The organism is Novacetimonas maltaceti (assembly GCF_002906255.1).
Classification (GTDB): Bacteria; Pseudomonadota; Alphaproteobacteria; order Acetobacterales; family Acetobacteraceae; genus Novacetimonas; species Novacetimonas maltaceti.
On sequence record NZ_POTC01000009.1, the window covers coordinates 1 to 18,723 of the forward strand.

Sequence of the window (18,723 nt, forward strand, 5' to 3'; positions counted from 1 at the left end):
CCGCCCCCCCGCCCCACGCGTGAGGAGGCAGAAGATGCCGTACGCACGCTCCTGCGCTGGGCCGGCGAAGACCCCCGGCGCGAAGGGCTGCATGACACGCCGGCGCGCGTGGTGCGTTCGTACGAGGAATTCTTCTGCGGCTACGCCGAGGACCCGGTCGACCTCCTGACCCGCACCTTTTCCGAGGTCGAGGATTATGACGAGATGGTGCTGCTGCGTGACATCCGCTTTGAAAGCCATTGCGAACACCACATGGTGCCCATCATCGGGGTGGCGCATGTCGCCTACCTGCCGCGCAAGCGCGTGGTCGGCATTTCAAAGCTGGCGCGCGTGGTCGATGCCTATGCCCGGCGGTTCCAGATACAGGAACGCATGACGGCGCAGATCGCCAACACCATCAACGAAGTCCTGCAGCCACGCGGCGTGGGCGTGGTGATCGAGGCCTCGCACCAGTGCATGACAACGCGCGGCGTGCACCGCCCCGGCGTGTCGATGGTCACCAGCCGGATGCTGGGCACGTTCCGCAGCAATTCCGACACGCGGCGGGAATTCCTGTCGATCCTGAACCGTCCCGGCGTTACGGGCGGGGTGTAAAGTCCAGTCAAAGACGTTTTTGGAGTGCCGCCTTTTTTCCAAAAAGGCGGCGCCCTCTGAAGCTTTTTGGGAAAAGCTTCACCAAAAACCTTTATCCGTTGATCAGATCTCGACCCGCGCGCCCAGCACGGCGACGAACTGCGCCAGCCATGCCGGATGGGCAGGCCAGGCCGGGGCCGTCACCAGCAGGCCATCGGTCACGGCGGCGTCGATGGCGATATCGGCAAAGATCCCGTCCGCCAGTTCGACATCGGGACGGCAGGCGGGATAGGCCGAAACCCTGCGCCCGGAAATGATCCGCGCCGCCGCCAGCAGTTGCGCCGCATGGCAGATCGCGGCAATCGGCCGGTCCGCGAATGCACGCACCAGAGCAATGACCTGCGGGTTGAGGCGCAGGTATTCCGGCGCGCGGCCACCGGGAATGACCAGGCCGGCATAATCCTCGTGCCGCACGTCCGCGAACGTCGCGGTCAGGGCAAAGCGGTGGCCGGGCTTTTCGCTATAGGTCTGCGCACCCTCAAAGTCATGGATGGCGGTCAGGACATGCTCGCCCTTCTTCCTGTCCGGGCAGACCGCGTCGACCTGATATCCCAGCATGCCCAGCGCCTGGAACGGGACCATGATCTCGTAATCCTCGACATAGTCACCGGCGAGGAGGAGGAGTTTTTTCGTCATTTCCGAAGCCCTTTCCTTGGTGTCGCGGGCGACATGCGGGTGTCAGTCATGGCCCGGCGGCAGGTGTTCGCGCAGGCGCGGCATCAGCTCGACGAAATTGCAGGGCACATGGCGGCTGTCGAGCTGCCAGACAAGGATGTCGTCCCAGCCGTCGCGCACCGCCCCGGTGGAACCGGGCAGCGCGAACAGGTAAGTCCCGTCCGCCACCCCGGCCAAGGCGCGCGACTGGATCGTGGAGGTCCCGATCTTCTGGTATGACAGCATGCGGAACAGTTCGCCAAAGCCCTCGATCCGCTTGTCGATCACACGTTCGAATGCCTCCGGCGTCACGTCGCGGCCCGTCACCCCGGTGCCGCCGGTGGAAATCACCACGTCAACCTGCGGATCGGCGATCCATTGCGCAAGGCGTGCCGCAATCGCATCCGCATCGTCAGGTTCGATCGCACGCGCGGCGACGTGATGGCCCGCCGCCGTGATCCGTTCGGCAAGGATGTCGCCGGAACGGTCATCCGCAGGGGTACGCGTGTCGGAGACCGTCATCACCGCGATGCGGACCGGCAGGAAGGGCTTGTTCATATCCAGTCGTGACATGGCGCGATCTTCGCCCCCGTGCACACCATTCGTCAATCTCGATCTGTCATTGCGGGGGAACGGCGCGCCATGACATCGCGAAAAGATTACCGGGAAAGATACCTGTAGAAACCACCTAAAGCGGAAGTCCAGAAATAACTTTACTGATTGTTTGTGCATCGCACAAAAAATTATCTCTTTTGTAACAACGCAATATTTTTGATTTTCATCAGTTGCATGAGAATACGCATCATATTATTTCATACTAAATAAATGTTCATAAAATCTATTGTCCAAGGTTCATCTCCAATATGAAATATGCTACGAATGCGCGGATGATCAGGATAATTCCACTCTTTCTTGCCCCCATCGTGCTGTCTTTTCTTGTGCTTGTCGCCGGTCGGGACCCGGCCATGGCGCAGGCCATACCGGGCGACAGCATGGGTGGAATCGGCACCCAGCCGATGGTGGCCGCCAACGCACGGCGCACGCAGTCCGCCTGGGCCCAGGACCCGGGACAGTTCTTCAGCGCCCCCTATGGCGACCAGCATTTCTTCGGAAGCTGGCTTGGCCTGCAGCCGTGGCTGGTGCGCCACGGCATCCACATCGCCGCGGACGAGCATGAGGAGCTGGCCGGGAACTTCCGCGGCGGCGCCAAGCAGGGCGTCACCGACGCGGGGCAGACGGGCGTGGAAATCGACATCGACTGGAACCGTCTGGCGGGGCTGAAGAATTTCTGGACCCACACCATGATCGTCAACGGCCATGGCACGAACCTCAGCACCGAATACATCCACGATTCCCTTGGCGGGGTGCAGCAGATCTATGGCGCGCGTGGTAACGTCGTGGCCCATCTGGTCTACATGTATGCCGAACAGTCGCTGTTCCATAACCGGCTCGACATCAGCGCGGGCTGGATCCCGGTCGGCAGCTTCTTCGCCGCGTCACCGCTGTTCTGTAACTTCATGAACGTGTCGATCTGCGGCAATCCCGCGCCCGGCAAGTATGTCCCCGGCGGACGCGACTGGCCGTCGGGCAACCTTGGCGTCGTGATGCGCGTCATGCCGACGGTCGATACCTATATCATGGCGTCGATGTTCGCCGTCTCGCCCCATGCCTATAACGGCGGCATCTCCGGCTGGTCCTGGGCGCAGAGCGGGCTTGGGCATTTCTCCACCCCGGTGGAAATCGGCTGGCTGCCGGAATTCGGCCGCCATCACCTCGCCGGTCATTACAAGGCGGGCTATGGCTATGACAATTCGCAGTACAACGACCTGTTCCAGGACATCGACGGCAATTCGGCGGTGATCACCGGCCGCCCCTTCCGCAAGGAATCGGGCGTCAGCACGGCCTGGTTCCAGGCGGACCAGATGTTCGTGCGCAATGGCAAGGGGCCGACGAACGGCCTGATCGGCATGGCGGGTTACATGTATACCTCCGGCAAGGTGTCGGCCATGAAGCAGCATGCGTGGGCGGGCATGATCGAAACCGGCGCGAAATGGGGCCGGCCGCTCGATACCATGGGCGCGATGTTCCACTATTTCGAAATGAGCCGCTCTTCGGTGCTGCAGCAGGAAGCCTCCATGCTGACGGGGCAGCCGCTGCTGTCGAACCAGTGGGGACAGGCGTGGGGCATCCAGACGCATGAGGATGTGTATGAACTGTTCTACAACATCCATGCGGCACGCGGCATGAGCTTCCAGCCCGACTTCCAGTATATCAACCGCCCCGGCGGCACCACGACCTACCACGACGCCGCCGTGATGGCGTTGCAGTTCAACTGCATCCTGTAACGCGCCCCATCGCGCTGCCGCGCACAAGGCTGTAGGAAGGGCGGCATCATGAGTGATGTCGTCCCTTCCCTTTCCCGCGCGGACAGTCCCTGCGCGATCGCCCATGCCGCCATGGCCCTTTATCCCCCGGCCGAACGCGGCGTGCCGCGCCTTCTGTGCCTGTCGGAAAACGCCACCTACCGCATCGACCTGCCGGGCGGGGGGCACCGCGTCCTGCGCGTCCACCGTCCCGGATATCATGACGCCACGGAAATCCGCAGCGAACTGGCATGGCTCGACAGCCTGCATGACGCGGGCCTGCAGGTGCCGCGTCCCATATGCGCGATGGATGGGGAACGGCTGCATCATGTCGGCACCGCAGGAATGCCGGGACGGCATGTAGTGATGTTCGACTGGATCGACGGCGTCGAACCCACGCCCGACATCGACCCCGGCAGCTTCGCGCGCCTTGGCCGCATCACCGCGCACCTGCACCGCCACAGCCGCGCATGGGACAGGCCACGGGACTTCCGGCGCAAGGCGTGGACGCATGCCACCATGGTCGGGCCGGATGCGGCATGGGGACAGTGGCAGGCGGCGCACGGGCTGGATGAAGGCGCACGCGACACGGTTGCCCATGCCATGGCGCGCGCTGGCGCGGAACTTGCGGCCTATGGCGAGGATGCGGCGCGTTTCGGCCTGATCCATGCGGACCTGCGGCTGGCGAACCTGCTGATCGCGGGGGAGCGCACGCATATCATTGATTTTGACGATTGCGGCTTCAGCTGGTTCATGCAGGACCTTGCCGCGGCGCTCAGTTTCTTCGAGGACCATCCCCGCATGCCGCACTGGGTCACGCACTGGCTGCGGGGGTATGAAACCGTCAGCCATGTGGGGGACGCCGACATCTCGGTCCTGCCCGCGCTGATTACGCAGCGCCGGGTGCAGCTTCTGGCATGGGGGGCGTCACACGCCCATACGGAACAGGTGCGCAGCCTTGGCCCGGACTGGAACGCCCGGTGCGTGACATTGTGCCGCGACTACCTTGACGGGCGCCTTGCCCGGCGGGTCGGGGCATAGGCCGCGCCCGCTTCACCAGCCCTGTCCATGATAACGGCGATGACCGGCAATCCTATGCCCGTGATCGCAAGCATGATCCATGTCATTCACCCGCCCGGGCGCGGATGGTATTCATACTCCGGCAGGGCGCTTCCCCGGCGTGGGGAAAATCAGGCCGTTTCAGCAGCGCAGTCGAGCGTGCGGGCATAATCGAGCAGCGCGCGGCGATGGCTGAGGTGAATGGAGCGGACATTCTGCGAACGCGCGGTCGTATCGTCGGAAGACAGGCCGTTCGCGCCGGAATGGGAAGAGGTGTTGATAAGCGTCTCAGTCACTGAAGGCATCGTTTCGGGTTCCGTAACTGTGCCGAAGCAGGGGCATCGCGACAGTGGTCCGTCGCATCGAATGATTTATTACCTAATCGTCATATATGACCAGATTGAGGCAGCAAGGCCATAGTTTGAATTTATCTGCACCTTTTGGATCACTTTTTCGTTTACTCCCGCATCCCCCCTCCGCTGCGCCTTGTGGCCGGGTAATGGCGGGTGATAATCGCATCCATGCGCTTTGTTCACACATCCGACTGGCAGGTCGGCAAGGTCTTCCGCTTTGCCGATGACAGCACGCAATCCGTCCTGCAGGACCAGCGGCTGGAGGTCATAGGCCGCATCGGGCGCCTGGCCCGCGAACACGGCGCGCAGGCCGTCGTCGTGGCGGGCGACATCTATGACCATGAAATCCCGGTGGACCGTACCCTGCGCCAGCCGATCGAGCGCATGCGCCAGTTTCCCGACCTGTGCTGGCACCTGATCGCGGGCAACCACGACCCCAACGTGCCCGGCGGCATCTGGGACCGGCTGCACGCCATCGGCCTGCCGGACAACATTGTCGCCCACCTTGATGGCCGGCCCGCCCCCATGGACCCGGCCGGCGCCGCATGGGTCATTCCCGGCGGCCTGAAACGCCGCCATGTCGCGACCGACCCGACGGCGGACATGGATTCGGCCGAAACGCCCGCCGGCGTCATCCGCGTCGGGCTGGCGCACGGGTCGGTGCGTGACTTCGGCAGTGACGAGGTGCAGAACCGCATCGCCATCGACCGCGCCCGGCGCGCGGGCCTGTCCTACCTTGCCCTTGGGGACTGGCACGGGCAGCAGCGCATCGACGAGCGGACATGGTACAGCGGCACGCCCGAAATCGACGGGTTCGACCGTGGCGGCGATGGCGGCGGCCATGCGCTTGTGGTGGACCTTGCCGGTCCCAACGCCCGGCCGGAGGTCACGTCCCACCGGGTCGGCCGCTTCGTCTGGCACCGTGACAGCGCCACCCTGACGCAGGAGCAGGATATCGCCGCCCTGGAACACCGCCTGCGCAACATTGACCCGCAGGAGGCAGGCCACGTGCTCGTCTGGCTGTCGGTGCGCGGTGCTCTGTCGCTGGAGGGGCTGCAGGCCTACCAGGACATGCTCGACGCGCTTGGCTCCGCCCTGCGGCTGCTGCGCGTCGATGGGGAACCCACGCTGCTGCCCCATGCGGACGACCTCGACCTGTTCGGAACCGGGGCGGTGCGCGCGGCCGCCGCCATCCTGTCGGAACGCGCGGGCGAAGGGCCGGAGGAACAGCGCGACATCGCCACCGCCGCCCTGCGACGCCTTGCGCTGATGGTCGGCGCGGGGGACAGCCGGAAGGGAGCGGCATCATGATCCTGCATGGGCTGAATGTCACCAACGTGCGCAAATTCGTGGCCCCCACGCAGCTGTGCGGGCTGGGGCCGGGGCTGAACGTGCTGGCGGCGCGCAATGAATTCGGCAAGTCCACGCTGCTGGCGGCCCTGCGGGCGGCGTTCATGTGGCGCTATTCCAGCACCGGCAGGCAGGTCAAGGAACTGCGCCCCTTCTCCGACCAGGCCGCGGGGCCAATCGTGAATGTGGATTTCAGTATCGGCAACATTGCCTGCCACCTTGAAAAACGCTTCCTGTCACGCGCGGGCATGAGCCTGCGGGTCGGGGACGAGACTTTTTCCAATGCCGATGCCGAAGAGAAGCTGCAGGACATCATGGGGCTGGAGGCGCAGGGCCGTGGCGAGGCATGCGGCGTCTGGAGCGCGCTGTGGGTCACGCAGGGCGACAGCCTGAAGCAGCCCGAACTGTCCGGCCGGGCCAGCGACGCGCTGACCGCCTGCCTTGAGGGGGAACTCGGCAACATCACCGGCGGCGCGGAGGCCACGCGGCTGCTGGCGATGGTGCGTGACGAACGTGCCGTCCTGCTCGACGGGCGCGGCAGGCCGAAGGGACGCTACAAGGCCGCGATCGAGGAGGAAGAGGCCGCCAGTGCGGAGATCACGCGCCTGCTGGAGCGCCGCCGCGCGCTTGAGGACGATATCGAGACCCTGGCCGAAAAGCGCCGCCTGCTGCACCATGCCGATGACGCCACCCGGCATGAGCAGGAAACCGCCGACCTCATGCAGGCCCGCCGCGACCGCGACCGCCTGCACCAGCACGCGGCCCGGTTGAAGGCCGCGCGGGCGGAGGTGCAGCTTGCACATGGCAGGCTGGCCATTGCCCATGACGCGATTACCCGCCGCGCGACGATGGAGGCCGAACGCCAGCGCCTGAGCGCACGCACGGACGAACTGCGCGCGGCCATGGACGCCGCGCAGCAGCGCTGCGACCGTGCGGAGCAGGCAACGGCCGCGCGCCGGCATGACCTGCAGGCCGCGACGGTGCGCCTGCAGGCCGCGCAGGAGATGCACCGCCGCGCAAGCCAGCGCGAAAAGGCCAGCGCATGGCAGCGTGAACAGGCGGACGCGACCACCCTTGTCACACGGCTGGAACAGGCGGCAGCACAGGTGGCGCAGGCAGAGCTTCACCTTGCGACGCTGCGTGTCGATGACGCCATGATGAACCGCCTGCGCCAGGCGGAACGCACGGCTGACCGCGCCAGCGCACGTTACAGCGAACAGGCGGCCCGCATCGAATTCAGCCTGCGGCCCGACATCGCGGGGCAGGTCCGCATCAACGGCGCGCCCCTGTCGGGCACGCAACTTGAAATCACCGCCGCAACCCTCCTCCACATCCCCGGCATTGGCGACATCCGTATCACCCCACCCGGCGCGGACGACCACGCGCACGCCCTGCAGGCCCGCACGCAGGCGCGCGATGCGCTGGCCGCCCTTCTGGCGCAGGCGGGCTGTGCGGACATGACCGCGGCGCTGGAGGCCCATGTCACGCGCCAGCAGGCCGAACGCACCGTGAGCGAGGCCCGCAAGATGCAGGCCCACCTGCTGTCCGCCGACATGACCGACCCGGCGGCGGCGCTGGCGGCGGCCAGGGCGCGGGTCATGGAACTTGACCGGCTGCTCGCCTCTGTCGCGCAGGACCCCGACGCCGCCGCCCTGCCCCCGCTGGCCGAGGTGCAGGACGCCCTGGGCACCGCCGAAGCACAGGTGGAGGCCGCCCGCGCAGCCCTGCTGTCCCCCGATGGCGAAGCCCGGCAGGCCCGCGACATGCTGACACGCCACCGCACGGAACTGGAACAGGCGCAGCAGCAGCTTGACCGGCTGACGCTGGAACTGACGCGCGAACGCATGGCACAGCCGGATGACACCCTTGCCACCCGCCATCAGGAGGCACAGGCCGCCCGCGACACCGCCGAAGGCGCGCTGCGCGCGTGCGAGGCCGACCGTCCCGACGAGGACGAGGCCATGGTCGATGCCCGCATCAGCCGCCTTGAGCGCACGCTGGAGAACCGGCGCACGGAGGTGGGCGAACTGCGCCAGGACATCGCCGCCCTGTCGGGCCGCATCGGCATCGCGGAGGGCGACGGGCTGGATGAACGGATCGCGGAACATGAACGCCTGCGTGACGGGCATGCGCGCGAACGTGCCGAATGCGCGCGACAGGTGGAGATCCTGACGCTGCTGGCCGATACGCTGGCGGCAACGGCGCAGGATGCGACGGAGCAGTATCTTGCCCCGCTGACGCGCGCGATGGAGCCTGCCCTGCGCGGACTGTTCCCCCGTGCACAGGTGACGCTGGGGACCGATTTCTCGATCACCGGCATCACACGCGCCACGGCGGAGGAATTCGATACCCTGTCCGATGGCACGCGTGAACAGATCGCGGTGCTGGCGCGACTGGGCATGGCGGACCTGCTGCATACGCGCGGGCAGCAGGCGATGGTGGTGCTGGATGACGCGCTGACATTTTCCGACAGCGGCCGGATGGAGCAGATGTTCGATATCCTGACGGAAATGTCGCGCCGGTTGCAGATCATCATCCTTACATGCCGGTCGGAACAGTTTGCAGGGCTGGGCGCGCGGCGGTTGAGCGTGGAGACCGCAGGCGCATAAAAGAACGCCGCTTTTTTGAAAAAAGACGGCACCCAAAAACTTTTATTACTTCATATATTTTTTATAATAGCTAATTTGTTCGGAATTATAGCATTTTTCATGAAGTAAATTAATAAAAGTCTTTTTGCTTCTTTTTCTCCAGAAAAAGAAGACCCTTCCCCTCACAGCACCCGCCCCATCACATATTCATCCACCGCGACCCCATCGACCATCAACGCCGCAACGCGCCGTCCCTCCACCACAAAGCCGCTTTTTTCATACAGGCGGATCGCCCGGTCATTATGCACCATGACCGTCAGTTCCAGCCGACCCAGCCCATGCGCCCGCGCCCAGTCCCCGCACGCGCCAAGCAGCGCCGTCCCGATGCCCATGCCGGTATGGGCGGCACATATCCCGATCACGAGGCTGCCGACATGGCGATTGCGGCGGAAACTGCCCCCCGTGACCTCGACAAAGCCAACCGGCACGCCCGTCCCCCGCGCAAAAGCCAGCAGGAGGACGGAGTTGTCTGCGGCACGAAGCTGCGCTATTTCTGCCTTCATTGCCTCGACGTCCATAGAACGCTCATCAGGTTCGAACATCATGAAGCGCGTTTGGCCATCAAGTTTACGCTTCATTTCAAGCACGCAACGGGAATCCGAAACCGAGGCTTCCCTGATTTCGATCGTCATCGTCATCCTCGTCATGGTTGCGGCACGCACGACGACGAAGGCCCCGCCATCGCACGCCCCCGAAGACACCGGTCACAACCGCCGCCACGCACTCCGCTCCCTGTGGAACAGGATGCGTGCATGGGGACATGGCGAAATGGAAACGCAGTAAGGGCGCACGACATGGGACCGGCATCGAACATATGGACCTCCATATCAGGCCGATAGACCCGTCGGAACCGCGCGGCGGACGGATCGGGCATGGTCCCGTGACCCTGCATGTCCATAAAGAAAGAGGAGGCACATGGCCCCCTCCCCCAGTTTTTCGATCCTTGATGAAGAATCAAAGTCTCCGGATGCCGCCTTTTTTCAGGAAGGCGGCGTTGTCTGAAGCTTTCTGGAAACAGCTTTACCGAAAACTTCTATAGGTTAGCGGTCTTCGGGTGGGCGGGCGTTGGCGTTGGCCACGCGGCGGCCCCACGAAATCAGGTCGCTGGTGCAGTCATCGCGGTCGATGGTGCATTCGATCAGGGTCGGGCCTTCACGGTTGGCCAGCCCCTTTTCAATCGCCTGCGCCAGTTCGCCACCCGTCGTCGCCTTCAGGCCAAGGCCCTTGCCGTCCTCGGCATTGAAGACTTCCATCAGGCCCGCATAATCCCAGTTCTTGACGTTGTTGTACGGCCCGTCATGGATCTGCACCTCGATGGTGTAACCACGGTTGTTGACCAGGAAGATCAGCACCGGCAGCTTCAGGCGCACCATCTGCGCCACTTCCTGCGCCGTCAACTGGAACGACCCGTCACCGACCATCAGCACGATGCGACGTTCCGGCGCCGCCACGGCATAACCGAACGTGGCGGGCACCGACCAGCCGATATGGCCCCACTGCATCTCCAGTTCCACGCGCGCACCGTGCGGCAGCTTCATCTGGATGGCATTGAACCAGGAATCCCCGGTCTCCGCGATCAGGCTGGTCTGCGGGGTCAGCACACCGCTGATCTGGCGGGCCATTTCCGCACGCACCAGCGGGGCGGCGGGATCGGCCGACGCAACCGGGGCGGCAGGTTTGTGGATACGGCGGAATTCCGTGACCGTCGTATCCTTTTTCGGACGCCCATCCCACGCCTTCGTCACGCCATCCAGCACATCGCGCAGATGGATGCCGTCATAGGCCACGCCCTCGACACTCACATGCCGCCCGTCGGCGACCACGACATTCTCGCCACGCGGCCACGCGGTCCAGCCCACGGTGGAATAGTCGTTGAAGACCGGGGCCAGCGCGATGATCCCATCCGACCAGTCAAAGATCTGCCGCACGCCGGGGCTGCTGACATCACCCCAGAACGTGCCGACATAGCCGGGATGGTCTTCGGGGAAGAAGCTCTTGGCCGCGGCCATCGTCGCCACGGCACAGCCCAGCGCGTCCGCCAGGCGAATGGCGGCGGCCTCGGCCCCCGCCGCGCGCAGCTTGCTGCCGATCAGCAGCACCGGCTTCTTGCGACTGTCGATAAAGCGGGTCAGCGCATCCACCGCCTGCGCCACGCTCGCGGGGTCGGATGGCATTTCAGCCAGCACCGCGCTGGCCGGGCCGGGCCGCACGCAGGGCTGGGCGGCGACATTGCACGCGATCTCGATATAGGCGGGCTTCTTTTCCCGCAGCGCCGTACGGATCGCGTGGTCGATCAGGGCCGGCGCCTCGGTCGCGGAGGTGACGGATACCGCCGCACAGGTCAGGCGCTTTGCAATATCAAGCTGGTAGGAATAATCCGGCGTGCCGATCGTGTGGTGCAGGATATGGCCGCTGCCGACATCGTTCGAATTCGGCGCGCCCGAAATCAGGATGACCGGCAGGTTTTCGGCATAGGCCCCGCCAATCGCGTTCAGCGCCGACAGCGCACCGACGCTGAAGGTCACGACAGCCGCACCCGCGCCGTTCGCGCGGGCATAACCCTCGGCACTGAACCCGCAGTTCAGCTCATTGCAGCAATAGACCTGCCGCAGCCCGTCAATTTCCAGAAGCTGGTCAAGCAGGACAAGGTTGTAATCCCCGGCAACCGCGAAGTGGTCCTTCAGCCCGATCTGGGCAAGGCGGTCGCCAAGGTAATGTCCGACAGTATAGGCCATGTTCGTGTCCCTCCGTTTTTATTGCGGATGACCACATGATGGATCATGCGACCACATGGAAGAATGTCCCAGAACAAACCTTTACCAAAAAGAATGAAAGTTTCTGGTGAAGCTTTTGATCGAAAAAACTTCGGAAGACGCCGCCTTTTTGAAAAAAGGCGGCACCCAAAAACTTCTTTTGCTTTCCTTGGCAGGCTCCCGAAACATTCCCTCCAACAACCGCTGTGAACGAACCTTTGGCCCGGCGGGGGCGCTAGACGCTTTCGGCGACCCAGTTCTTGCGCTTGGTCGCCTGCCCGATGCCGGGATTGAAACAGTTGCACGGGTCAAGCTGCTGGTAATGCGCACGCACGTCATCGGGTGCTGCATACAGGTGCCCGAAATTATGCTCCGCCGGGTAACGCGCCCCGCGACGGTCCAGCAGCGGCAGCATGCGATGTTCAAGGTCCATGCAGTCGTTGCCTTTGCGCACCACGTAATCCTGGTGCATCACGTGGCACAGGAAATGCCCGTAATACAGCTTGACGATGATCTCGCGGTCGATGTCGTCGGGCAGCACCTCGAACCATTCACGGTCATTGCGGCGCAGGGCGACGTCAAGGGCGACGATGTCCTCCGTCGTGCGGGGATGGACCGCACGGTACCGGACGGCGGCCCCCGCCGCGGCAAAGCGGTGCAGGAACGCCTTCGCCCCCTCGTCCGGGGTGCATTCGAAGAATTCGCCCTCGTTCTTCGCGAAATGACTGGTCAGGAAGTCCCGTGCCTCCTGCGCGCCGGACGCACTGACCTTGAGCATCAGGTGATGGGCGAAACGGTCACGGTAATCGCGCATGCGGCGCGGCAGGTGATTGGGGAAGAAGTGGCTCAGGAACTGCATGAACCGGTCGGTAAAGTGCGACGGCATGAAGCCCATGCGGTCGAACAGGCGGTCGAACTTCGCCTTCATCGCAAACAGCGCGGGCAGGCGGCGCGTGCCCAGCATGCGGATGATGACGAAGGTGTCCTTGCCATACTTCTCCGCGATGTTGAACGCATCGCGATGCAGGTATTCCCCCGCGATCGGCAGTTCCGAGAACGAGCCCAGCACATGGCGGCGCAGGTCCTCGAGCACATCGGTCTGGTTCGTGCCGATATAGAAGACGACGGGGTTCTTCTCCGCCTCGAACGTGTCAAGGCGCACGGCGAACAGGCCGAGGTGCCCGGCACAGCCCGACCCTTCGTGCAGGCGGCGCAGGTCGGCGTTGTAGCGCGCGGGCGTATCGGCGTCGATGTCGCGCACATGGCGGGCGTAATCGTCATCATGGCCGCGCCCGGCGTTCCAGTTGATGCTGGCATCGGGGAATTCGCCCCGTTCGGCCCTGGCCAGGATCTCCTCCGCATCGGTGCCGAGGTCGATGCCGAGGTGATTGACCAGGTGCAGTTCACCCGCCGCATCGACCTGCGCATACAGCGCCATGTCGGTATAGGCCGGGCCACGGCGCACCAGCGCGCCGCCGGAATTGTTGCTAACGCCGCCAAAGACGGACGCACCGATGCACGACGAACCGATGACCGAATGCGGCTCCCGCCCCAGCGGCTGGAGCATGCCTTCAAGCTGGTCCAGCGTCGCGCCCGGCAGGCAGACGACCTGCTTTCCCCCACCGATCAGGTGGATGGTGCGCATGCGCATGCTGTTGATGATGACGACATCACGGTCATATTTGTCGCCATCCGGGGTCGACCCGCCCGTCAGGCCGGTATTGGCGGCCTGCATGATCACGATCACGCCGGCCTTCACACAGGCCTGCAGCACGCGCCACTGCTCCACAAGGGAGCCGGGGCGCACGACGGCAAGGGCGCGCCCCTGCCCGAAGCGGAACCCGCGGCGGAAAGGCAGCGTCGCCCCCGGATCGGTCAGGACATGCCCGTTGCCCACGATCGTGCGGAACGTGTCGATCAACTGGCTTGCGGATGTATCATGCGCCATTGTCAGCATTCTTCTTGAAATCTCCTGTCATGCACAAACGCCACGCGCACGCTTCCCGCGACATGCCGCAGGCCGTGCGCGGACGCAGGCACACCGTGCAGTGTGCCACGTCCGACGCATGTCCAGACAGGTATAAAACGCCGAGGCTCCATGTCCATGGAGCCCGGCATCAGGCGGCGGCGGACGTCTCGCCCAGCCGCGCCAGCGGTTCCATCAGCAGGTGGTTGTGCGAATAATCGACCGGGATGGAAATGACGACCGGCCCTTCGGCCTCCATTGCCGTGCGCAGCGCGCCCGCGATTTCATCGGCACTGCGGATTGCGATCCCCTGCGCACCGCACGAACGCGCGAACATCGCAAAGTCGATCGGCCCGAAATCAACGCCCGACCCACGGCCGTATTTCTTGCGCTCCTGCATCTCCACCATGTTGTACTGCTGGTCGACCCAGACAAGGTGGACGATGTTGCATTTCAGCCGCACCGCCGTTTCCAGCTCCATGCACGACATCATGAACCCGCCATCGCCGGACACGGAAATGACCTTCTGCGCCGGGTTGATCAGGCTTGCGGCAATCGCCCACGGCAGGCCGACGCCCATCGTCTGCTGGCCGTTGCTGATCAGCATCTGGCGCGCACGGAACGACAGCAGGTAACGCGCCAGCCAGATGTGGAACGTCCCCATGTCGAGGCACATCGTCACATCCGGGGTGACGACCTTTTCGAGTTCGCGCACGATCTGCAGCGGATGGACCGCCGTCTTGCTGGTGCTGCGCGCCTCCAGCAGGTCGCCACGGCGCTTGGCATGGTAGTCGCCAAGGATTTCCTCCAGCGTCGTGGCGCGCGCCAGCTTGCCCACCTTCGCCGTCAGCGCCGCGACGCTGGCCGCGACATTACCGATCAGTTCAACCGCCGGCACGTAATGGGTATCGAGTTCGGCGGCCACCACATCGACATGGACGATGCGGCGCGCGTCATCGACGTTCCACAGCCACGGATCATATTCGATCGGGTTGTAGCCGATGGAGATGACGACATCGGCCTCATGCAGCAACTGGTCGCCCGGCTGGTTGCGGAACAGGCCGACGCGGCCGCCGAAACGGTCGGCAAGGTCATGCGACACGGCGCCCGCCGCCTGATAGGTGCCGATGACCGGAACACCGGTGCGCGCGATCAGGCCGCGCACGGCCTGCGCCACGTCGGGACGGCTGGCCAGCAGACCCAGCAGGATGACCGGGCGCTGCGCCTTTTCAAGCAGGGCCGCGGCTTCCGCCACGGCCTCGTCGGCGGCGGCGCCCGCATCCGGCAGCGGACGACCCGCCAGCACCGGGCCGGAGGCCGGCATCGACAGGATGTCCATCGGCGTGCTGATGAAGGCGGCGCCGGGGCGTCCCTGCTCGGCAAAGCGGAAGGCGTTGGCGACGACTTCGGACACCGCGTTGGGGGAGGTGATTTCCGCGCTGTATTTGGTGATCGGCTGGAACATGGCGACGGTGTCCATGCTCTGGTGCGTCAGCTTCAGCCGGTCCGCCAGCTTCACCGCGCCGCCGATCGCCAGCACCGGGTCGCCTTCGGAATTGGCGGTGGCAAGGCCGGTCACGAAATTCGACGCCCCCGGCCCGGAGGTCGCGATGGCGACACCCGCCTTGCCCGTGATGCGCCCGATGCCGCCAGCGATGAATGCGGCATTCTGTTCATGGCGGGTGACAACCGTTTCGATCGGGGAGTCGACCAGCGCATCGAACAGGCGGTCGACCTTTGCCCCGGGGATGCCGAAAACATGCGTCACGCCATGTTCGACCAGGTTGCGCACAATCATTTCGGCCCCGCACTGCGTGGCGGCCGATCCTGCCTTGTCTGTCATATGACCGTTATTCCTGTAACGGGTGCGCCCGGCCTGCATGTGGCAGGGCGCGATTTACGGATGAATACAGTAAAGGATGGGGACGCGCCCCGCCTTAACCGCCTTCTGCCACGCGAATGGCCTCGTGGATGTTTTCCGGCGTCAGGTTTGCCTTGGCGAACTGCTCGGTACGCGGAAGCTGGATTTCCACGTCGGAGATGATCCCCACCTCCAGGCGTCCCTGCTTCACGCGGTAGTCGGTCACATGGCCGCCACGCCTGCCGTCCTCGGTCAGGAAGTGCAGGTGATAGCCCGCGACATTGACGCCCTGCATGTAGGGCGGCGTGCGGAAGCCGAGCATCGTGCCGGAGGAAGAGCCAAGCTGCATCGTCGGCTGGCGGCTGACGACCTCGAGCATCGGCGGATAGGGATGGCACTGGCAGAAGACGGTGCGCGTCTCCACCTTCTCGAACAGGCCGGTAAAGCGCACGGCGGCGAACAGGTTGGGATTGTCCACCAGGCGGTTGACGATCTCCTCGAACCCTTCCTTGTCGCACGGCGTGTCGATCACGTATTCCTTCTCCGGCTGGAAGAAGGTCACGCAGGCAAACGGCGTCTTGAGCGAACCGGGCACGCGCCCGGCCTGCCCGTCGGCGCGGAACTGGTGGATGACGCTGTCGTTGACGATCATCTCCCCATCGAGCGCGTTGAACGTGCCAAGGCCGAAATTGCCATGCATCAGGAGTTCGTCGAGCGTGGTTTCCCCGTCATAGACCGCGTCAAGCAGCGCCGCCATGGTGGACGTCTGGTACAGCCGGTTGCGACGGGGGCCGAGGTCGGCGCCGCCACCAAGCGCGCCAGACCGGGAATCGATCTCACCGACCGATTGGCATCTGAGTTTCAAACCATGTCTCCCGCATCAGATCACGGCGGCCGCCTGCGGGTCGGGCGCCGGATAATTCCTTGTGTGCGCAGATGGTGAGGCAGCCCGACCCAATCGTCCAATATATATTTATGCCATTTTCCATATATCAAACATATGGCATATCCCACGCCCCCTCCCCGCCCCGGCGGCCATTGCGGATGCAGCGCGCATGAAAAAACCATGTAAAACGCAAATATTCGCAATCCCCCGCCATCTGCGGATACCGGGTGCGGAAATATTCGCGCGACGCCCCCGGACCGCGCCACGACGGGGCCGACATGCCGCCTTGCCCGATGGCCGCGCGGCCGCCATTGTTGGGGCAATAACGACGTTGAAAACTGGATACCCGATGACAAAGCCACTCCGCATTGCCGCCTCCGCCCTCATGCTGTCCGGGCTGCTTGGCGCCGGGGCGCAGGCCCTTGCCGCACCGGCCCCCGCCGCGCCCCCCCAGGCCACGCAGGCCGCCCGTCCCACGGCCGACTTCCTTGGCCCGTGGTCGTCCCTCGGACTTGAGCCGGTGACGATCACGGCAGGCAAGCCCGCAGGCGGCGTGACGCCGCTGACCATGAAGCTGCCCGCCTCACTGGAGAAGCTTACCGGCCTTGTCGGACGCACCTTCGTGCTGCGGCAGGTCAATGGCACGACGCTGCACTCCGTCAACAACGACCCGGAAGTCACCTTCACCCTGACGTCGGAGAACAGCGCCGAACTGAAGATGAAGGGCGCCAAGCCGGGACAGGTCATGAACCTGCCGCTCAGCCGCGCGGACTGATGCCCGTGGGAGTATAGTGTCCCCACAGACATCCGGACATGAAAAAACCCCGGCGATGCAGTGCATGGCCGGGGTTTTTCGTGGGTTTCGCGGGCTTGCCGCCAGGGTCAGTCGGGCATCATCGCCAGCAGGCCACGCAGCTTGCTGCGCAGTTCATTTTCACGCGGGATGCTCAACGCCTCACGCAGGCGCAGCATCTGCCGGCGCGACGCATAAAGCTGGTCAAGCAGCGACAGCACGATCGGCACCCCTTCCTCGTTCACGCCAAGGTCGTGGCGCAGTTCACGGATCAGGATGGCGCGGGCCTCGTCGATTTCACGGAACAGGTAATGGCCCCGCGTGCCCTCCGGGCGCAGCCATTCGCTGTCGATCCAGTGCTGGATCTCCTCCGCCGGGACACCGCCCACCCTGACGCACAGGGTTTCAAAGGTGATCATGACGCGCCATCCCCGTTATTGCTCCCTTCGGGGTTCCATGATTTCAGGAAGTCCTCGAACGCCTTGTCGGTCTTGCCGATCGTGACCTGCAGCTTCACGTACAGGTTGCCGGCCTCCTGCCCGCCATGCGCCTTGACCCCGCGCCCGCGCAGGCGCAGCACGCTGCCGGTGTCGGAATGGGGCGGCACGTTCATCTTCACCGGGCCGGCCGGCGTCGGCACCGTGATGCTGCCGCCAAGGACGGCGGTCTTCACGTCGATCGGCAGGCTGGAGCGCACGTCATTGCCATCGCGCGTGTAAACCGGGTCGGGGGCGATGGAAATGGTGATCAGCGCATCGCCCGCAGGCCCGCCCTGATAGCCTTCATCCCCCTTGCCGCGCAGGCGCAGGACCTGCCCGTCCTCGATCCCCGGCGGGATCTTCACGTTCAGCGTCGCTCCGCCGGGCAGGGTCACGCGCGACGTGCCGCCATTGACGGAATCAAGGAAACTGACGGTCAGGGCGTACTGGCGGTCCTCCCCTTTCATCGGGCCCTGCGGACGGCGGCGGAAGCCCCCGCGCTGCCCGAACATGCCGCCGAAGATGTCGCCAAGGTCATCTTCGGAAAACTGGCCGCCGCCATAGAAATGGCCCTGCGCGCCTTCGGCATGGCGGCGATACCCGCCCCCACCGCCGGGGAAGCCGCGTTCCTGCCCGTCGGCGTCGATTTCGCCACGGTCGAAGCGCGCGCGCTTTTCCTCATCGGACAGCAGCGCATGCGCCGCCCCCACCGCCTTGAAGCTCTCTTCCGCCGCCTTGTCGCCGGGGTTGAGGTCAGGGTGGTGCTTCTTGGCCAGCTTGCGGTAGGCCTTGCGGATTTCGTCCTGGCTGGCGGTGCGCGCCACGCCAAGTACCTCGTATGGATCTTTACTCACGGTTGGGTGTCATTCCTCCGGGTCGGGCCAAGCATGTTTCGGTGTGGGCCGCGCGGCAGGCCGGCCCCGCC

17 protein-coding genes are annotated in these 18,723 nt (G+C 64.6%); 7 read left to right on the plus strand and 10 right to left on the minus strand.

What is annotated here, in order from left to right; translation table 11 throughout:
* Positions 1–594, plus strand: a 594-nt coding sequence (folE, locus tag KMAL_RS04990) for a GTP cyclohydrolase I FolE (protein ID WP_110094659.1), incomplete at its 5' end; no start/stop codon positions are given.
* 102 nt (positions 595–696) lie between these two features.
* Here folE and KMAL_RS04995 read toward each other — a convergent pair.
* Entirely contained in the window at positions 697–1,269 is a 573-nt protein-coding gene (locus KMAL_RS04995) for a DJ-1/PfpI family protein (RefSeq protein WP_110094660.1), read from the minus strand.
* A gap of 42 nt (positions 1,270–1,311) precedes the next feature.
* Entirely contained in the window at positions 1,312–1,860 is a 549-nt protein-coding gene (gene moaB, locus KMAL_RS05000) for a molybdenum cofactor biosynthesis protein B (RefSeq protein WP_110094726.1), read from the minus strand.
* Positions 1,861–2,150: 290 nt separating this feature from the next.
* Between moaB and KMAL_RS05005 the strand changes: the two genes are divergently transcribed.
* Both KMAL_RS05005 and KMAL_RS05010 read left to right on the plus strand, forming a co-directional pair.
* Positions 2,151–3,632 carry a carbohydrate porin gene (locus KMAL_RS05005; protein WP_110094661.1) on the plus strand — a complete coding sequence of 494 codons (1,482 nt, stop codon included), beginning with the start codon at positions 2,151–2,153 and terminating at the stop codon, positions 3,630–3,632.
* A gap of 48 nt (positions 3,633–3,680) precedes the next feature.
* The gene (locus tag KMAL_RS05010; protein ID WP_110094662.1) at positions 3,681–4,691 is read left to right on the plus strand and encodes a phosphotransferase enzyme family protein; all 1,011 of its coding nucleotides are present in this window, start codon (positions 3,681–3,683) and stop codon (positions 4,689–4,691) included.
* A gap of 149 nt (positions 4,692–4,840) precedes the next feature.
* Here the strand turns inward: KMAL_RS05010 and KMAL_RS17175 are convergent, their stop codons facing one another.
* The gene (locus KMAL_RS17175) at positions 4,841–5,005 is read right to left on the minus strand and encodes a hypothetical protein (RefSeq protein WP_167400047.1); all 165 of its coding nucleotides are present in this window, start codon (positions 5,003–5,005) and stop codon (positions 4,841–4,843) included.
* 225 nt (positions 5,006–5,230) lie between these two features.
* Here KMAL_RS17175 and KMAL_RS05015 point away from each other — a divergent pair, with 225 nt between their 5' ends.
* Both KMAL_RS05015 and KMAL_RS05020 read left to right on the plus strand, forming a co-directional pair.
* Positions 5,231–6,373, plus strand: a complete 1,143-nt coding sequence (locus KMAL_RS05015) for a metallophosphoesterase family protein (RefSeq protein WP_110094663.1) — start codon at positions 5,231–5,233, stop codon at positions 6,371–6,373.
* A complete protein-coding gene (locus KMAL_RS05020; RefSeq protein ID WP_110094664.1) occupies positions 6,370–9,021 on the plus strand; it encodes an AAA family ATPase in 2,652 nt (883 codons plus the stop codon). The genes KMAL_RS05015 and KMAL_RS05020 overlap by 4 nt, the downstream gene beginning before the upstream one ends.
* A 161-nt stretch (positions 9,022–9,182) precedes the next feature.
* Here KMAL_RS05020 and KMAL_RS05025 read toward each other — a convergent pair whose 3' ends face one another.
* Positions 9,183–9,563: a GNAT family N-acetyltransferase gene (locus KMAL_RS05025; RefSeq protein ID WP_338043481.1), complete on the minus strand. Its 381-nt coding sequence runs from the start codon at positions 9,561–9,563 to the stop codon at positions 9,183–9,185.
* A gap of 40 nt (positions 9,564–9,603) precedes the next feature.
* Here KMAL_RS05025 and KMAL_RS17180 point away from each other — a divergent pair, with 40 nt between their 5' ends.
* Positions 9,604–9,843 (plus strand): hypothetical protein, encoded by a 240-nt coding sequence (locus KMAL_RS17180; RefSeq protein WP_167400042.1) that lies wholly within the window; start codon positions 9,604–9,606, stop codon positions 9,841–9,843.
* Positions 9,844–10,100: 257 nt separating this feature from the next.
* On the opposite strand, the gene KMAL_RS05035 is transcribed toward KMAL_RS17180, so the two are convergent.
* From KMAL_RS05035 to budA, 4 genes are all read right to left on the minus strand, one after another.
* A complete protein-coding gene (locus KMAL_RS05035; RefSeq protein ID WP_110094667.1) occupies positions 10,101–11,795 on the minus strand; it encodes an alpha-keto acid decarboxylase family protein in 1,695 nt (564 codons plus the stop codon).
* A 253-nt stretch (positions 11,796–12,048) separates the two neighbouring features.
* A complete protein-coding gene (gene dld / locus KMAL_RS05040) occupies positions 12,049–13,770 on the minus strand; it encodes a D-lactate dehydrogenase (RefSeq protein WP_110094668.1) in 1,722 nt (573 codons plus the stop codon).
* A gap of 160 nt (positions 13,771–13,930) precedes the next feature.
* The gene (gene alsS, locus KMAL_RS05045; RefSeq protein WP_110094669.1) at positions 13,931–15,622 is read right to left on the minus strand and encodes an acetolactate synthase AlsS; all 1,692 of its coding nucleotides are present in this window, start codon (positions 15,620–15,622) and stop codon (positions 13,931–13,933) included.
* Positions 15,623–15,716: 94 nt separating this feature from the next.
* Positions 15,717–16,505 (minus strand): acetolactate decarboxylase, encoded by a 789-nt coding sequence (budA, locus tag KMAL_RS05050; protein WP_110094670.1) that lies wholly within the window; start codon positions 16,503–16,505, stop codon positions 15,717–15,719.
* Between the two features lie 370 nt (positions 16,506–16,875).
* Here budA and KMAL_RS05055 point away from each other — a divergent pair, with 370 nt between their 5' ends.
* Positions 16,876–17,301: a hypothetical protein gene (locus KMAL_RS05055; RefSeq protein WP_110094671.1), complete on the plus strand. Its 426-nt coding sequence runs from the start codon at positions 16,876–16,878 to the stop codon at positions 17,299–17,301.
* A gap of 107 nt (positions 17,302–17,408) precedes the next feature.
* Here KMAL_RS05055 and KMAL_RS05060 read toward each other — a convergent pair whose 3' ends face one another.
* Complete coding sequence (locus tag KMAL_RS05060; protein WP_110094672.1) at positions 17,409–17,738, minus strand: chaperone modulator CbpM; 330 nt, start codon at positions 17,736–17,738, stop codon at positions 17,409–17,411.
* Positions 17,735–18,652: a DnaJ C-terminal domain-containing protein gene (locus KMAL_RS05065; RefSeq protein ID WP_110094673.1), complete on the minus strand. Its 918-nt coding sequence runs from the start codon at positions 18,650–18,652 to the stop codon at positions 17,735–17,737. The genes KMAL_RS05060 and KMAL_RS05065 overlap by 4 nt, the downstream gene beginning before the upstream one ends.
* Between the last annotated feature and the right edge of the window lie 71 nt (positions 18,653–18,723).

What these genes read in the sequence shown, in the direction of transcription:
- KMAL_RS04995 (WP_110094660.1), bottom strand. Translation starts at nt 1,269, where the DNA reads ATGACGAAAAAACTCCTCCTCCTCGCCGGTGACTATGTCGAGGATTAC.
- moaB (WP_110094726.1), bottom strand. Translation starts at nt 1,860, where the DNA reads ATGTCACGACTGGATATGAACAAGCCCTTCCTGCCGGTCCGCATCGCG.
- KMAL_RS05005 (WP_110094661.1), top strand. Translation starts at nt 2,151, where the DNA reads ATGAAATATGCTACGAATGCGCGGATGATCAGGATAATTCCACTCTTT.
- KMAL_RS05010 (WP_110094662.1), top strand. Translation starts at nt 3,681, where the DNA reads ATGAGTGATGTCGTCCCTTCCCTTTCCCGCGCGGACAGTCCCTGCGCG.
- KMAL_RS05015 (WP_110094663.1), top strand. Translation starts at nt 5,231, where the DNA reads ATGCGCTTTGTTCACACATCCGACTGGCAGGTCGGCAAGGTCTTCCGC.
- KMAL_RS05020 (WP_110094664.1), top strand. Translation starts at nt 6,370, where the DNA reads ATGATCCTGCATGGGCTGAATGTCACCAACGTGCGCAAATTCGTGGCC.
- KMAL_RS05025 (WP_338043481.1), bottom strand. Translation starts at nt 9,563, where the DNA reads ATGAAGGCAGAAATAGCGCAGCTTCGTGCCGCAGACAACTCCGTCCTC.
- KMAL_RS17180 (WP_167400042.1), top strand. Translation starts at nt 9,604, where the DNA reads ATGAAGCGCGTTTGGCCATCAAGTTTACGCTTCATTTCAAGCACGCAA.
- KMAL_RS05035 (WP_110094667.1), bottom strand. Translation starts at nt 11,795, where the DNA reads ATGGCCTATACTGTCGGACATTACCTTGGCGACCGCCTTGCCCAGATC.
- dld (WP_110094668.1), bottom strand. Translation starts at nt 13,770, where the DNA reads ATGCTGACAATGGCGCATGATACATCCGCAAGCCAGTTGATCGACACG.
- alsS (WP_110094669.1), bottom strand. Translation starts at nt 15,622, where the DNA reads ATGACAGACAAGGCAGGATCGGCCGCCACGCAGTGCGGGGCCGAAATG.
- KMAL_RS05055 (WP_110094671.1), top strand. Translation starts at nt 16,876, where the DNA reads ATGACAAAGCCACTCCGCATTGCCGCCTCCGCCCTCATGCTGTCCGGG.
- KMAL_RS05060 (WP_110094672.1), bottom strand. Translation starts at nt 17,738, where the DNA reads ATGATCACCTTTGAAACCCTGTGCGTCAGGGTGGGCGGTGTCCCGGCG.